The organism is Streptomyces sp. NBC_01497 (assembly GCF_036250695.1).
Lineage (GTDB): Bacteria > Actinomycetota > Actinomycetes > Streptomycetales > Streptomycetaceae > Streptomyces.
Genome location: NZ_CP109427.1, coordinates 3120724 through 3136227, shown reverse-complemented (window position 1 = coordinate 3136227; position 15504 = coordinate 3120724). Strand labels below are relative to the sequence as shown.

The window sequence follows — 15504 nt, the reverse complement described above, 5'->3', positions numbered from 1 at the left end:
TCGCTTGTCAGCTCAAGCAGCACGACCATGGCACCCGGACTGGCCGGTGCCATAGCTAAAGAGGAAGGTCGAGTGCTCGCGCATGCGTCGAGTATGGACCAGGCGGCGGCCGGGGATCAAAGAGCCGCTCGCATGATGAGACAGGGGAGGGCGGCGGAGTGCCGGGAGCGGTCCCGGGCGCACGGCACACGGCACCACGGACCGGGAGGCGGGTGCGGGCGCACGGCACACGGGCCGGGGGCGGTCGCGGGGTCCGCGGTTCACGGACCGGGGGCGGTCCCGGGACGCACGGCTCACGGACGGCTCGTCGCCCGGCGCCGGTAGAATCGGGAGCACCGACCGACTTTACCGATCACCCCGCCATACCGCCGGAAGGCCGCCCCGTGCCAGCAGTACCACCCACCGCCGCCACCGCCGCCGACACCGCCGCGGGCGCAGCCGCCACCGGCGGCGCCCACGAGGACACGGTCCTGGTCGTGGACTTCGGCGCCCAGTACGCCCAGCTCATTGCCCGCCGCGTCCGCGAGGCGCGGGTCTTCAGCGAGATCGTGCCGTCCACCATGCCGGTGGCCCAGATGCTGGCGAAGAGGCCGAAGGCGATCATCCTGTCCGGCGGTCCCTCGTCGGTGTACGCGGACGGCGCGCCGAGCCTCGACAGCTCGCTGTTCGAGGCGGGCGTCCCGGTCTTCGGTATGTGCTACGGCTTCCAGCTGATGGCTAAGGCCCTCGGCGGCACGGTCGAGGCCACCGGCGCCCGGGAGTACGGCGGCACCCCGCTGCACGTGTCCAAGCCCGGTTCGACGCTCTTCGAGGGCACGCCCGCCGAGCAGTCCGTCTGGATGTCCCACGGCGACACGTGCTCCGCGGCTCCCGAGGGCTTCTCGGTCACCGCGTCCACGGACGTGGTCCCCGTCGCCGCCTTCGAGAACGACGAGAAGAAGCTCTACGGCGTCCAGCACCACCCCGAGGTCATGCACTCGACGCACGGGCAGCAGGTGCTGGAGCACTTCCTGTACCGGGGCGCGGGTATCGAGCCGACATGGACGACGTCCAGCGTGGTGGAGGAGCAGGTCGCGCTGATCCGTGAGCGGGTCGGCACGAAGCGCGCCATCTGCGGGCTGTCCGGCGGTGTGGACTCGGCGGTCGCGGCCGCGCTCGTGCAGAAGGCCATCGGTTCCCAGCTGACCTGCGTGTACGTGGATCACGGCCTGATGCGCAAGGGCGAGACCGAGCAGGTCGAGAAGGACTTCGTCGCGGCGACGGGCGTACAGCTGAAGGTCGTCGACGCGTCCGAGCGGTTCCTGCGGGCGCTCGCCGGGGTCTCCGACCCGGAGCAGAAGCGGAAGATCATCGGCCGTGAGTTCATCCGTGTCTTCGAGCAGGCGCAGGCCGAGATCGTCGCCGAGGCGGGTGCGGAGGGCGAGGACGTCGCGTTCCTCGTCCAGGGCACGCTCTACCCGGACATCGTCGAGTCCGGCGGCGGCACGGGCACGGCGAACATCAAGTCGCACCACAACGTGGGCGGTCTGCCGGACGACATCGAGTTCGAGCTGATCGAGCCGCTGCGGGAGCTGTTCAAGGACGAGGTCCGGATGGTCGGCCAGGAGCTCGGCCTGCCGGAGGAGATCGTCCAGCGGCAGCCGTTCCCCGGCCCGGGCCTCGGCATCAGGATCGTCGGCGAGGTGACGCGCGAGCGGCTCGACCTGCTGCGCGACGCCGACGCGATCGCCCGCGAGGAGCTGACGGCCGCCGGCCTCGACCGTGAGATCTGGCAGTGCCCCGTCGTGCTGCTCGCGGACGTCCGCTCCGTCGGTGTCCAGGGTGACGGACGGACGTACGGGCACCCCATCGTGCTGCGCCCCGTCTCGTCCGAGGACGCGATGACGGCGGACTGGTCGCGTCTGCCCTACGACGTGCTCGCGAAGATCTCGACGCGCATCACCAACGAGGTGGCGGAGGTCAACCGCGTGGTCGTGGACGTGACGAGCAAGCCGCCGGGCACCATCGAGTGGGAGTGACCGCAGCCTGACGACGAGGGGCGCGGAGCCAGGGCCGACCGGACTCCGCGCCCCTTCGCCGTCGGTCCTCGCGGCCTGTCCTCGCACCGGGCTCCCGCCGCCGGTCCTCGCCGTCGGCTGCCGCGCCCGGTTGTCGAGGCCTGGGCCCCGGGCGTCAGCGCCCGGTGAGCGGATACGAGACGAAGGCGAAGCGTTCGCTGTCCGGCGCCCAGCTGTTGACGTTGAGGGTGCCCTGCCCGCCGAACAGCGCGTGGCAGTGGACGGGCAGACTCCAGTCGTCGGTCCGTACGAGCCGGACCGTGACGTCGAGGTTCTCCGGGTGGCCGAGTGTGCCCGCGGGGAACGACAGGTAGGTCGCGTGGCGCCCGTCCGGCGACAGGTGCGGGAACCAGTCGACCGTGTCGGACGTGTGCAGCCGCTCCACCGGACCGCCGAGCGCCGGGACCCGTGCCAGCTGGGCGTGGCCCGGGGCCTCGGTGAACGTCTCGGTGTTGAAGAGGATCCACGCGCCGTCGGGCGAGTACTCGGGCCCGTCGATGTGCCCGTCGCCGGTGTCCAGCACCCGGCCGGGGCCGCCGGTCGCGGGCATCAGCGCGAGACGCCCCCGCGCGCCGGGCACACCGCGGGGAATCAGCACGTACGCGAGGGTGGTGCCGTCGGGGCTGACGCCGTGCAGGAAGTGCAGGACGTCATCGGCGCCCTTCGTCAGCAGGACACCGTCGCCGCCCTCGGCGGGCACCGCGTACAGGTGGCCGTCCATGCCGGACACGTACAGGGTCCGCCCGTCGGGTGAGAGTACGTGGTCGTTGTTGATGGGCGGTACGCCCCCGAGCTCGATCTCCGTCAGCCCCGACGGCTCCCGGACATCCAGCCGCCACAGCCGTCCATCGCCGTTGAGCAGCAGACTGCGGCCGTCATGGCTCCAGTTGGGTGCTTCGAGCAGCAGCTCGGACGTCTCGAAGAGGGGCTCGGGCGCGCCCGGCCCGGTGGTGGCGGTCCACACGACGGTCCGCTGTCCGGCCGCGAGCTCTCGCGCCCGCATTCCGGTGTCCTCGCTGTCGGTCATGGAATACCGCACCCTCTCTCGGACCGTCACGGATGTCCGGCCCTTCCGCCGGACCCCGCGATGATCAACGCGCCCCGGGCCCGGTGTCAACGGCACGCCCGGCCCGACGCCGGCGCCACCCCGATCCCGGCGGCCCCGGGCCGAAGGAGCCGCGGGCGTCCCGATCGGCGGACGCTCCGATCAGGGGCGATCCGGTCCGGGGCATCCAGGACTCTCCGCCTGCCCTGCCGCCCGGGCTTCATGGCTCCCGGTTCGCGGTTCGCGGTTCGCGGTTGTCCGGTTGTCGGGTCGCCCGGATTCCCGGACGGCCCGCGTTCGCCCGCGTGTGCACCCGCCCGATCTGTTTATTACGTTTTATGGTATTCCGATGCGCATTGTGCCCTGGTGGATCGTGCTCTCCGCGGCGGCCGCCCCCGTCGTACTGGTCGGTGGCTGGTCGGTCGCCCAGGTGATCCAGGGGCCGGGCTACAACCCCGTGACCAAGTCGATCAGCCTCCTCGGCGCGTACGGCGCGCCCGGGTACTGGGTGCTGACCGCCTCGCTGCTCGCGCTCGGGACCTGCTACCTGGTCACCGCGGCGGGGCTGCGGGGAGCCACCCGTGTGGGCAGGGCCGCGCTCGGCGGCGGGGGAGTCACACCGATCGCGCTGACCCTGGTCCCGGCGCCCAGCAACGGGGGCTCGTTCACCCACGGGACGGTCGCGACCGTCGGGTTCGTCCTGCTCGCCCTGTGGCCGGTGCTGGCCGTCGGGCGCGGGGGCGACGGGGTGCCATGGGGGCTGCGCCCCATCCCTGCGAGCGTGGCGAGCGGCGTGATGTGGATCTGCGCGGCATGGTTCTGGGTCGAGTTGCACCGGGACGGCACTCCGCGCATGCCGGGCGTCGCCGAGCGCGTCGTCACCTTCTCGCAGGCGATGTGGCCCCTGCTGGTCGTCATCTCCTGCCTGCGCTTCCCCCGTACGCTGCGCGGCGTGGGACCGGTGCGGGGTCTGGAGCCCGCCCTCAGGCGGGTCGCGCCGGACGGCGGATCGGAGCTCCTGCCCGGCGAGGACACGTCAGGGCTCGGACGCGCCAGGCGGACGGACCGGCCCTGACGCGGGCGACGCCGATCGGCACTCCCCGCAGTCCCGCGGGTCCCGGGCAGCGGAAAGGCCCACCCGACGGTGTCGAGCGGGCCTTTTGGGGACGGACGAACGCCCGGCCGGGGTCCTGACGGGCGCCGGCCGGGCGTTCAGCGCGTCACAGGGTCAGGTCTCCGGTGTCCGTCGCCGGGGCGGCGCTGGGCACGGGCAGCGTCTGGCAGGTGAATCCGAGACGGATCAGCGCCCGGGTCACCTCGTCCGCTGTGAAGTCCCTGCGGTCCTGCTTCGTGATCAGCTCACCCACCTGCTTGACGGGGTAGACCTTGGTGCCGATCTTCACGGCCGCACCGGTGCCGGCCTCGGGCTTGACGCCCTTCATCGTCTGTTCGACCTCGCTCTTGATCAGGTCGAAGGGGAATCGTGCGATCACGCAGCGCATGGGTCCTCACCAGGGTCGATCGGCGGTAGCTGTCATCGGGGGTGGTGCGTCGGCTCGACAGCACGAGTGGGGCTGTCGGGGGTGTGTCCGACGGACGCGGGTGCGGCCGGGCGGACGGAGGCGTGGCGTGTACGGGCCTGGCGCGGCGGCCGGGGCCCGATGGCCGGGCGCCCGGTCCTGGCGCGCCCGGCCTTCGCTCGTGTCAGCCGCGTTCGGTGCGGCGGCGGCGGTGTTCGCCGCCACGGGATCCCTCGGTGCGGGGCGCCTCCGTGGCGGGCCGCTCGTCGCCGCGGTACGAACCGCGCCGTGAGCGGGGTGCCGGCACCGCGTGCGTCTCGCGTGCCGTACCGGATCCCGCGGCGCCGCGGCGCCTGTTGCCGTTGCCGCCGCCGCTGCCGGCGGGGCGGGACCTGCGGCTGCGGGAGGCAGTGCCGGTACCCGCGGCGCGGGCCTGGGCCACCGGAGGCGTGATGACCACCGGTACACCCGAGGGCTTCCGCGCGCCGGTGATCCGGCTCAGCTCGGCCTCACCGGAGTTGACCTGGGTGGTCTCGGCGGTGATCCCGGCGGCGTTGATCAGCCGGCCCACCTCGCGCCGCTGCTCCGGCACGACGAGGGTGACGACGAGACCGGACTCGCCGGCGCGCGCCGTACGGCCGCCGCGGTGCAGGTAGTCCTTGTGGTCGGCCGGCGGGTCGACGTTGACGACCAGGTCCAGCTGGTCGACGTGGATGCCGCGGGCCGCCACGTTCGTGGCGACCAGCACGTTCACCAGGCCGTCCTTGAACTGCGTCAGGGTGCGGGTGCGCTGCGACTGGGACTTGCCGCCGTGCAGGGCGGCGGCACGCACACCCTGCTTGAGCAGGTTCTTCGCCAGCCGGTCGGCCGCGTGCTTGGTGTCGAGGAACATCAGGACCCGGCCTTCGCGGGCCGCGATCTCGATGGTCACGGCCTGCTTGTCGAGGTCGCGTACGTGCAGCACGTGGTGCTCCATCGTGCTGACCACGCCGTCGGACGGGTCGCCGATGTGCACGACCGGGTCGGTCAGGTAGCGCCGGACCAGGCGGTCGATGTTCGCGTCGAGCGTCGCGGAGAACAGCATGTGCTGTGCCTCCGGCGACACCTGGTCCACCAGGGCGGTGACCTGCGGCATGAAGCCCATGTCGGCCATCTGGTCGGCTTCGTCCAGGACGCTGATGGTCACGTCGGAGAGCACGCAGTCGCCGCGCTCCACGAGGTCGCGCAGCCGGCCGGGCGTCGCCACGACGATCTCGGCGCCGGAGCGCAGCGCGTCCGCCTGCCGGCCGATGGAGAGGCCACCGACGACCGTGGCCGTGCGCAGCCGCAGAACCTTCGTGTACGGGGAGAGCGCGTCGGCCACCTGCTGGGCCAGTTCCCTGGTGGGGACCAGGACGAGGGCCAGCGGCCGGCGCGGCATGGCCCGCCGGTCGGCCAGGCGGGACAGCATGCTCAGGCCGAACGCGAGGGTCTTGCCGGAGCCGGTCTTGCCGCGGCCGAGGACATCGCGACCCGCGAGGGAGTTCGGGAGCGTCGCGGCCTGCACGGGGAACGGTACGGTCACGCCCTCCGCGGTCAGCGCGGCGAGCAGCGCTGCGGGCATGTCCGCTTCGTCGAAGGACTCGATGGGCGGCAGCGCGGGCGTGATCGGCTCGGGAGCGGTGAAGGCGCGGGGCTGGGCGACGGCCCTGTTCTGGCCTCCGCCGCTGCGTCCGCCACCACCGGCGCCGGCGCGGCGCGGGGCGCTCCTGCGGCTCGTGGAGCCGGAGCCCGCGGCGGAACCGCCTCGACGGGAGGGAACCCCGCGGGAAGAAGAATTGCTGGATCGATTGTTTGTGCCGGGCGACCGGTTCAAGGGTGAACCTTCCTCGATGCGGCACGTATCGAGGAATTCCCGGCACCGTGAACGGTACGAAGATTCGCAGGAACGAGCCGGGGTACAGCGATGGATGGCCCCGTCGCTATGCGGGACCGAATTCTTGCCGGTACAGCCGGGCGCAATGCCTGGACCTGGATGTATGCGCGGATATTTGCGAATACGGTGCGTACGGGTGTGTACCTGCGCGCCGTGCGGCGCATCGCGTACTCACCACCCGTACACCGGCGATGAAGAACCCGGTGATACTCCGGTTGCGGTGGGCCGTGTACATCTGTGGATACGGCGGCCGTGCGCCGTCGCGATCGACGGCGGGCCCGCTCGCATGGGGCGGGCGACGGCCGGTGGCCGTGGCCCGTACGGTCCGTGCGCTACGCACGACCGGTTTCTGCGGGGGCAAGCGGCGAGCCGGGGTTCCGGTGAGAAAACCGGAACCCCGGCTCGAACACGCTCTTGCGAGCTACAGGGGTCAGGCGAGGGTGATGTTCTCCGCCTGCGGGCCCTTCTGGCCCTGCGTGACGTCGAAGCTGACCTTCTGGCCTTCCTGGAGCTCACGGTAGCCCTGGGCCGCGATGTTCGAGTAGTGGGCGAAGACGTCAGCGCCGCCGCCGTCCTGCTCGATGAAGCCGAAGCCCTTTTCCGAGTTGAACCACTTCACGGTTCCGGTAGCCATAATATTCTCCATTCGGGGCAAATTCAGGGCCGCACTGTGCTGCCCTGGGTTGCCGGTGATTGCCCCGCCCGGAGGTCTGGTCGGAACCAGGAAATCCAGGAAAAACGAAAGTGCACCCGCCGGCGAAAAAGAACCGGTAAGCGCACTCGAAGTTTTGGGAACCACAACTGCAACTGCGCTCCACACTAGCACGGCACCTGCGAATGCGCTCGGAAAGATTCACTGGCGGCGGCGCCGAGGGAAATTTTCCACCGCCGACCACCGCAAATCCTGCACTGGTTGCGACAGATTCGGGGCCTGCGGCCCGGCCGGGCGCTCCCCGCCCCCGCGCCGCACCCGCCTGCGCTCCGGCGCGCGGGGCACTCCCGTACGTTCCGACGTGGACACGGCCCCGGGCCCCTCGCTCGTCAGGAGCCGTTCCGGCTCTCGTGGCGCTCCCTGGTCCGCGTGGCGCCCAGGTTCCCGCGGCCCGTCGCGGACTCCTCCGCGTCGGGGACCTGTCTGAGCTGCTCGTTCAGGCGGAGGGCCTCTTCGAGCTGGTCCTCCAGGATGATGATCCGGCAGGCCGACTCGACGGGGGTGCCGGCGTCGACGAGCTCCCGAGCGCGGGCCGCTATGCGCAGCTGGTAGCGCGAGTAGCGGCGGTGGCCGCCCTCGGACCGGAGCGGAGTGATCAGCCGGGCCTCACCGATGGCGCGCAGGAACGCCGGGGTGGCGCCGATCATCTCGGCCGCCCGCCCCATGGTGAAGGCCGGGTAGTCGTCGTCGTCGAGCCGGCCCGTCGCGCGGGTCCGGGCTTCTGGCGGCATGCGTACCTCTTCCGGAAAGACAGGGCCTGCCTCGCGCGGCGCCGGTCTCCATGACCGGGCCGGTTGCTGTGGCCCGTAACAAACTCTAGCTGGTGGCGCGAGCATGTCTGTCATCGTGGCGGCAGTTTTTGGATCCTGCCCGGTCTCGCCGGTGCGACTCCCGCGGTCCGATCCGGATCGTGACGGTCTCGTCACCCGGCGATGGCCGTTCCGGTCCGGGGTGGTGCGGTATGTACGGCAGAATTCCCTCTCATCACAAGGAAGTTCGGGGAGCCGGCAACGGAGCGGGAAGGTGGCGTTCGGCGTGGCGGTGCGGGAGTCTGCGGAACGGTCCGGGGTGGCGCACGAGGGTGGATGCACCTGCGGCGGGTGTCCGCACGGAGCGCGTGAGGGGCATCGGCGGGCCGTGGCCGCGTTCCTCGCGCAACGCGACGAGCTCGCGGCCGGGCAGGGCCTGCCCGCGGCGGTCGAGTACTCCGCGAGCGCCTCGCGCCAGTGGGTGTCGGACGAGCTGACCCAGACCGCCCGGGCGGTCGCGGAGCGCGCCCGGGAGGCGGGGGACGCCTGGCTGTTCGCCGTGTGGCGGGCCTCGCTGTTCGCCGTCTGGGGCGGCGTGGTCGTCCTGGTCCTCGTCCAGGCGCTGACCGCCGTCGGCGCCGGATGGAGCGTGGCCCGCACGGCCGGGCTGATCGCCGGGATCTTCTTCGGCGCGCTCCTGACCGCCGCCGCGACCCTGCACCGCCCGCGCGGCGGCCTCCTGGCACCGCTGATCGGGGACGACAACCGGCTGTCCACGTCGCGCACGGTCGCGTCCGCGTGGCTGCTGCTCGCGGTGTTCGCGGTGTTCGTGCTCGCCCTCCAGCTCGCCGGGGCGTCCCGGGGCGCCGATCGGGACGCGCTCGTCTCCGGCCTCGGACTCGCCCGCGGCGCCGGGCTGCTGACCGTGCTCGCCGTGGTGTGCGCGGTCGCCGTCGTCGTCCGCCGGATCGTCACCGCGCGTATCGCGGCCCGGCGCGTACAGAAGGTGCGCGCGGACCGGCCGCGCCTCGCCGACCTGCTCTGCGACGACGACCGCCGCGGCAGCTTCACCGACGTGCAGTACGTGTTCGTCAACGCGGCGGCCGTCGTCTTCGCCGCCGTACGGCTGGCCCGCCGTCCTGACGAACTGCCCGACCTGCCGTGGGCGCCGGCGCTCCTCGTCGCGGTCTCGGCCGCCACGTACTTCGCCGGCAAGTTCGCCGAGGGCACCCGGCCCGTCGTGCTCTCGGTGGTCCGCGCCCGGGAGGCGGGCGACCTGGACGCGCCGATCAGGACGGGTGACGACATCGAGATCCGGGGCGCCGGCTTCGTGCCGCCCGGCGCCGCGACACCGGACCGGCTGGCGGGCATGGTCGTACGGATCGGCCCCGTCCACGTGCACGTTCCGCTGGTCCCGGTGCCCGGCGGCTTCCAGAACCCCTCCGACGCAGCACTGACCGTGCCCGTACCGGTGGAGGTGGAGCCGGGACCCGTCGAGGTACGGGTCGTGACGGCGGGCGGGGTCGAGACGAACACGGTGGTGATCGAGGTCTGCGACTAGACCGCGTCCTCGAGCCCACCGCCCGTGGGACGACCCGCCCGGGGACGCAGGACGATCTTGCCCACGTGATTCCTGCGGGCGAGTTCCTCCTGCGCCCGGGCCGCCTGGTCCAGGGGGAAGGTCGCGGCGATGACCGGCCGGACCGCGGCCTGACGGGCCAGGTCCATGAGGAGGGCGAAGTGCGTGGGCGTGTGCATCGCGGAGCCGATCACCTGAGCGTTGTGCAGGTAGAGACGGCGCACGTCGAAGGACACGCCGTACCCGCCGAGCGCACCGGCGACGACCCACCGGCCGCCCTCGCGCAGCAGCGGCAGCCCCTCACCCACCAGGTCTCCCGCGACGACGTCGAGGCCGACGTCGACGCCCTGCGGGGCGGCGGCGCGGATCTGCTCGACGACGTCCCGCCGCCGGTCGACGACCTCGTGCGCGCCCGCCTCACGCACGGCGTCGATCTTTGATCCGCTGCTGATGGCGAGGACCCTGGCACCGCGCGCCCGGGCGATCTGTATCAGCGCGAGGCCCACACCGCCGGACGCCCCCGAGACCAGGACGGTCTCCCCCTCCCGCAGTCGGCCCCGCTCGATCATGCCGAGGGCCGTGCCGTAGGCGGTCGGCAGCGCCGCGAGCTGATCGTCCGTGAGCGGGGATTCCGTCACGTCGTGGACGCGCTCCGCCGGCGCGCTCACGTACTCCGCGTAACCGCCGTCACGTTCGCTCCCCATCAGGCCCACCGGGTTCGCGTCCGGCCCGTCGCTGTCGTAGATCGCCGGGTCGACGACCACGCGGCGGCCGACGAGGCCGTCGTCCACGCCGGCGCCGACTGCCACGACGCGGCCTGCCACGTCCGCGCCCTGGATGCGCGGGAAGTCGAGCGGCCCACGCCAGCCCGAGCGGGCCTCCGGGTCTTCCGGGCGGCCGTAGGCACCGTCCCGGGTCCACAGGTCGGTGTTGTTCAGTGCCACCGCGCGGATCTGGACCAGCGCCTCGCCCGCGTGCGGGGCGGGTACGGCCACCTCCGTCAGTTCGAGAACCTCCGGGCCTCCGTGCGCGGTGATCCGCACCGCACGCATGGTCTCGGGCACCCTCATCGCGTGAACCTCCTCGCGGGTATACTGATCGGTGAACTTCGGCCACCGTACACCGATCAGTGAAGAGGTGCGTGATGCCGGAAACGGCGCCCATGACACCGGCCGGCCGACGCATCGTGGCGGCTGCCGAGGAGCTGTTCTACAACCGCGGCATCACCGCGGTCGGCGTGGATCTGATCGCGGAGCACTCAGGCGTGACCAAGCGGACCCTGTACAACCGGTTCGGTTCGAAGGACCACCTCGTGGCGGCCTACCTCACGGGACGCGACCAGCGCTGGCGATCACTCGTCCGCGCCGCCGTCGACGCGAGCGAGGGCCCCGTCGAGGCCGTCACCGCGCCCTTCGACGCCCTGCGGGCCTGGAACAAGCACAACACCCGCGGCTGCGCCTTCATCAACGCGCTGGCCGAACTCCCGGACCCCGCGCACCCCGCGCACCGCATCGCCACGGACCAGAAGCTCTGGCTGCTCAACCTGTTCGAGGAACTCGCCACCGCCGCCGGCTGCGTGGCGCCCGCCACCCTCGCCACCCGACTGCTCGTGCTGCACGAGGGAGCCCTCGCCACGCAGCCCCTTCCGCTCGACACCCTTGCGACGACCACCGACCTGGCCCGGGCCCTGGCCCGCTCCGACGCGCTGCCCCAGCGCGTCCCAGGAGCCGCGTCGCCGGGACCCGTCTGAGAGCCCGCTGAGAATCCGGCCCGAACCACGGCTCGGCCTGCCGGGGGTGAGCGTCCGGGCCGCAGTCTGCGTATGCACTAATGAAGCCCGCGGGCGGGACCGGCCCGTGGGTATCCGTGTGGACAGGAAGGCGGACCGGCCATGGCGCAGGGCGTTCGGACGAGCAGTTTGGGGACGGTGGGCGAGGGCGGCAGGGACAGGCCCCGCGGGTGGCGGGGGATACCTCCCGTCTACGGCCTCCTGCCGCTGCGGGTGTTCCTCGGCGTGACCTTCATCTACGCGGGCATCGACAAGCTCACCACCCATGGCTTCTTCGATGCCACCGGGCCCGGCTCCGTCGGCGACATGATGCGCGGCGTCCGCGACAGCGCCGCGATCCCCGCGCTCGTCGACCTCGCGCTCAAGAGTCCCGGCGGGTTCGGCTACGCGATCGCACTCGGCGAACTGGCCGTCGGCATCGGCACGCTGTTCGGCATCCTGGGCCGCGTCGCCGCCGCCGGTGGCGCGCTCATCTCACTCAGCCTCTGGCTGACCGTGAGTTGGCAGTCCACCCCCTACTACTACGGCAACGACCTCGCCTACCTGATGGCCTGGCTGCCGCTGGTGCTCGTCGGCGCGCCGGTGCTGTCGCTCGACTCGGTGTGGTCGGGCCTCGGCCCGCGCCGCCGCCGGACCCGGTGAACGAGGATCCCGACGACCGCCGCGACCATCAGCCCGGCGAACAACAGCGGGAGCGCCGTGAACCACTCGGTTTCCCAGGTGCCCGCGGCGTCGCCCGCGTACAGCACCGCCGTGCCGATGGCGACGAGCCCCACGATCAGCCGTCCCGGTTTCGCCTCATGACGCCGCACGGGTCACCTCCACCTCTCCGAGACCGACATCGAGCGTGAGCGTGAGCGTCCCGGGTTCACTCGCCGCGTTCGACGGCGACGTCCGGGACGTCATCGGCGACGGGGCCGCCGGATACGTCCTGTGCAGTGTCTGGTTCGGCGCGATGTGCAGCTCGTCCGGCGCATCCCCGGGCAGCCGGACCGCCCCCGCGGTCGTCCCCGCCCGCAGGTCGAGCGCGGTGCCCGCCGGTATGAACACCTTGAGGCGTCCGCCGCCGACATGTGCCGACGTGCGCACCGTGGTGCCGGCGGGGATGGTCAGGCCGCGCAGGTCGAGCGTCCCCACGCCGGATCCCAGCCGGTACGAACCGGCCACGGCGGACGCCGCCGTGGGACGCCAGGTGTGCCTGCTCCAGTGCGTGCTGATGTCGGAGGGCAGCGCCGTGGCCGCCGCGAGCAGGAGTGTCGCAACGATGGTCAGGAAGATCGTGCCGAAGCCGGCCCGGCCGAGGAACGAGGTCACGGCCAGTCCGAGCCCCAGCACCGCGAGCGCGGCGGCCAGCCCGATCTGCAGGCTCACCCCCAGCGGATGCGTGTGCCAGGAGAGCCAGCCGCCGAGCCCACCCGCGGCCAGCGCCGCGAAGAAGATCGAGCCGCCGACGTCAGCCGTGCGCCGGGGTTCCCGGGCCCATGCGGTGGCTCCCGCCGCGTCGTACCCCCAGTCGGTCCGGACGGCGCGCCGCCCGCGCCGCGCCCGGGCACGCCCGCGCCGTACGTCCTCGGGCTCCTCCGCGGGCCCCCACAGATACGTGTTCCCGTAGTGCCCGGTGGTGCCGTCCTTGATGATGGGGTCCCGCCACCATGACGGGCTGTCCGGTACGGGCGGCGCCTTCGTCTCGGGCGGTGCGTCCGAGACGCTGTGCGCGGCGGCCGGGTCGGGCGGACCGCCGGCGGCCGCGGCCTCGCGCCGGTGCTTGGAGTAGACGGCGGACGCGACGACCGCGCACGTCAGCATGACGGCGAAGCTGAGCGTCCCGCCGTTGCCGAGCATGGACAGGAACAGGCCGCAGCCGATGAGGGCGAGCAGGACGGCGACGAGCGCCGGGCCCTCGACCCGGCCCGAGAGCAGTTTGCGTCCCTCGTTCTCCTCCTCGCCCTCCTGCGGCACCAGCAGCCAGGCGAACCCGTAGAAGATCATCCCGAGCCCGCCCGCGACGCTCAGGACACCGATGATGATGCGGAAGACGACCGGATCGATGTCGCAGTAGCGGCCGAGGCCGCCGCACACTCCGGCGACGACCTTCTGCCGGGGGCTGCGCGTGAGCGGACCCCGCCCTTCGGTGTCCTCCTTGCCGCTGCCCCTCGCGCCGTCCTTCCCGGCGTCCCCGCCGTCGCCCCGTACGGCCCCGGCCGTGTCCGAACCCCCATCGGCCCGGTAGTCGTCGGACCGGGGAGCACCGGCCCAGGAGCCACCTGCGCGCGAGCCGGTCCGTGAACCGCCGGAATCGGCCGGACCCGCACCCGGGGCCGGACCGGCACCGGGTGCCCGCGAGCCGGACGCGGCGTCCTGCTCGCGGGCACCGGGCCGCCCCTGGCGGGGCTCGGAAGCGGGGCGGTCCTGGGAGCTGCGCTCCGGGCCACCCCGCTCCGGCTCGTGCCGGTCGGGGCCGTTCGGCTCAGGCGGGGATGTCATACGTCCATGGTGGCGGCAGCTCACCCCCGTCTCCACCGGCACCGACCCTGGGCCATCCCTGATATTGACCCCCGACGTCCCTGATATCGGCCCCGGACCCGTACCCGGCCGCGCCCGTCCATGTGACCATCAGACACATGCCAGCCGCCGCCACGCCCCGAGCCGCCGCGTCCGAGGAGCAGTCACCGCGCAAGCTGTACCGCAGCGCGGACGGCCGTTTCCTCGGCGGTGTGGCCCGCGGCCTCGCGGGCCACCTCGGGCTGCCCGTCGTCTGGGTGCGGCTCGCGTTCCTCGCGCTGTTCTTCGCGCAGGGCCTCGGTGCCCTGCTGTACGCGGTGTTCTGGATCGTCGTCCCGCTCGGCGTCGGCGGCACGTCCGCGGCCCAGCCGAAGTCGATGTTCGAGATCCTCCCCGACGGCCGACGCAAGCTCCGCAAGCCGGACAGGGGCCAGGTCTTCGCGCTGGTCGCGCTCGTGGTCGGTGCCGCCATCTTCATCGGCAACGTGAACATGGGCCTCGCGGGCACCGGCCGGTACATCTGGCCGATGCTGCTGATCGGCGTGGGCCTGGTGCTGGTCTGGCGGCAGGCGGACAACGCGCGCCGCGCCCGCTGGACGGAGATCGGCCGCCGCCGCCGGGTCCTGCAGGCGGCGCGCGGCGTCGCGGGCGTCGCTCTGGTGGGGCTCGGCCTGACGGTGTTCGTCGTGGTGCGAGGCTCCGCGGCCCAGTTCGGCAACGTGCTCACGGCGTCGATCGCCGTGGTCGCCGGCGTCGGCCTGCTCGTCGGGCCCTGGCTCGTACGGATGACGCAGGACCTGTCCGAGGAGCGGCTGATGCGTATCAGGGCGCAGGAGCGGGCGGAAGTCGCGGCGCACGTGCACGACTCGGTCCTGCACACCCTCACCCTGATCCAGCGCAACGCCGACGACGGCGGCGAGGTGCGGCGCCTCGCCCGCGCCCAGGAGCGGGAGCTGCGCGCCTGGCTGTATCGCCCGGAGGGCCGGGGCAAGGACGAGGCGGAGGAGCCCGACTCCCTCGCCGAGGCGGTGAAGAAGGCGGCCGCGGAGGTGGAGGACCACCACGGGGTCCCGATCGAGATCGTGGTCGTCGGGGACTGCCCCCTGGACGAGAAGCTCGACGCGCAACTCCAGGCCGCCCGCGAAGCGATGGTCAATGCCGCGAAGTACGGTGGCGAGGGCGGTGCGGTGCAGGTGTACGCGGAGGTGGAGGGACGTTCTGTCTTCGTCTCCGTACGCGACCGGGGCCCCGGCTTCGATCTCGACGCGGTTCCCGACGACCGGATGGGCGTGCGGGGGTCGATCATCGGCAGAATGAAGCGGCACGGCGGCACGGCCCGGCTGCGGACGGCCCCCGAGGGCGGCACGGTGGTCGAGCTGGAGATGGAACGGGTACCGGAGGCGGGCGTGGGGGCGCAGGGATGACGGCCCGACGGCGCGCGGAACCCGGCGCATGGCACGGCCCGTGCCGGGGGCACGCACCCGGCGTCGTGCGCATGGCGAAAACGGCGCGGCGCCGGGCCGTGCCCGGCACGGCCCGTGCGGCGGGCACGCCGTGTCCGGCAGGCCCGGGGGACAGGGCGCGCAGGTGCCGTACGGGCCGTACCGTCCGTATCGCGGCACCGGTGGGTACGGAA

Annotated in this window: 13 protein-coding genes; 6 read left to right on the top strand and 7 right to left on the bottom strand. The window is 72.7% G+C overall.

What is annotated here, in order from left to right; all coding sequences use genetic code 11:
- Positions 1-383 precede the first annotated feature (383 nt).
- On the top strand, positions 384-2018 hold the full coding sequence (guaA, locus tag OG310_RS13305; RefSeq protein ID WP_443078630.1) for a glutamine-hydrolyzing GMP synthase: 1635 nt from the start codon (positions 384-386) through the stop codon (positions 2016-2018).
- Positions 2019-2172: 154 nt separating this feature from the next.
- On the opposite strand, the gene OG310_RS13300 is transcribed toward guaA, so the two are convergent.
- A complete protein-coding gene (locus OG310_RS13300; RefSeq protein WP_329456100.1) occupies positions 2173-3084 on the bottom strand; it encodes a TolB family protein in 912 nt (303 codons plus the stop codon).
- Positions 3085-3451: 367 nt separating this feature from the next.
- Here OG310_RS13300 and OG310_RS13295 point away from each other — a divergent pair, with 367 nt between their 5' ends.
- On the top strand, positions 3452-4177 hold the full coding sequence (locus OG310_RS13295) for a DUF998 domain-containing protein (RefSeq protein ID WP_329456099.1): 726 nt from the start codon (positions 3452-3454) through the stop codon (positions 4175-4177).
- A 145-nt stretch (positions 4178-4322) separates the two neighbouring features.
- Here OG310_RS13295 and OG310_RS13290 read toward each other — a convergent pair whose 3' ends face one another.
- The 4 genes from OG310_RS13290 to OG310_RS13275 all read right to left on the bottom strand — a co-directional run bounded on the left by OG310_RS13290 (position 4323) and on the right by OG310_RS13275 (position 7980).
- On the bottom strand, positions 4323-4604 hold the full coding sequence (locus OG310_RS13290) for an SCO5918 family protein (RefSeq protein WP_329456098.1): 282 nt from the start codon (positions 4602-4604) through the stop codon (positions 4323-4325).
- A gap of 202 nt (positions 4605-4806) precedes the next feature.
- Positions 4807-6477, bottom strand: a complete 1671-nt coding sequence (locus OG310_RS13285) for a DEAD/DEAH box helicase (protein WP_329456097.1) — start codon at positions 6475-6477, stop codon at positions 4807-4809.
- A 490-nt stretch (positions 6478-6967) separates the two neighbouring features.
- Complete coding sequence (locus tag OG310_RS13280) at positions 6968-7171, bottom strand: cold-shock protein (RefSeq protein ID WP_329456096.1); 204 nt, start codon at positions 7169-7171, stop codon at positions 6968-6970.
- 407 nt (positions 7172-7578) lie between these two features.
- Positions 7579-7980: a MerR family transcriptional regulator gene (locus tag OG310_RS13275; protein ID WP_329456095.1), complete on the bottom strand. Its 402-nt coding sequence runs from the start codon at positions 7978-7980 to the stop codon at positions 7579-7581.
- Positions 7981-8284: 304 nt separating this feature from the next.
- On the opposite strand from OG310_RS13275, the gene OG310_RS13270 reads away from it, so the two are divergent.
- Positions 8285-9559 carry a hypothetical protein gene (locus OG310_RS13270; protein ID WP_329460161.1) on the top strand — a complete coding sequence of 425 codons (1275 nt, stop codon included), beginning with the start codon at positions 8285-8287 and terminating at the stop codon, positions 9557-9559.
- Here the strand turns inward: OG310_RS13270 and OG310_RS13265 are convergent.
- Positions 9556-10647 (bottom strand): zinc-binding dehydrogenase, encoded by a 1092-nt coding sequence (locus tag OG310_RS13265; protein WP_329456094.1) that lies wholly within the window; start codon positions 10645-10647, stop codon positions 9556-9558. The two genes, OG310_RS13270 and OG310_RS13265, sit on opposite strands and share 4 nt — an antisense overlap.
- 74 nt (positions 10648-10721) lie before the next feature.
- Here OG310_RS13265 and OG310_RS13260 point away from each other — a divergent pair, with 74 nt between their 5' ends.
- Both OG310_RS13260 and OG310_RS13255 read left to right on the top strand, forming a co-directional pair.
- The gene (locus tag OG310_RS13260; RefSeq protein ID WP_329456093.1) at positions 10722-11327 is read left to right on the top strand and encodes a TetR/AcrR family transcriptional regulator; all 606 of its coding nucleotides are present in this window, start codon (positions 10722-10724) and stop codon (positions 11325-11327) included.
- 141 nt (positions 11328-11468) lie between these two features.
- Positions 11469-12008 (top strand): DoxX family protein, encoded by a 540-nt coding sequence (locus OG310_RS13255; RefSeq protein ID WP_329456092.1) that lies wholly within the window; start codon positions 11469-11471, stop codon positions 12006-12008.
- 156 nt (positions 12009-12164) lie between these two features.
- Here the strand turns inward: OG310_RS13255 and OG310_RS13250 are convergent, their stop codons facing one another.
- Positions 12165-13850 carry a PspC domain-containing protein gene (locus OG310_RS13250; RefSeq protein WP_329456091.1) on the bottom strand — a complete coding sequence of 562 codons (1686 nt, stop codon included), beginning with the start codon at positions 13848-13850 and terminating at the stop codon, positions 12165-12167.
- A 137-nt stretch (positions 13851-13987) separates the two neighbouring features.
- On the opposite strand from OG310_RS13250, the gene OG310_RS13245 reads away from it, so the two are divergent.
- Positions 13988-15292 carry a PspC domain-containing protein gene (locus tag OG310_RS13245; protein WP_329456090.1) on the top strand — a complete coding sequence of 435 codons (1305 nt, stop codon included), beginning with the start codon at positions 13988-13990 and terminating at the stop codon, positions 15290-15292.
- Positions 15293-15504 lie beyond the last annotated feature (212 nt).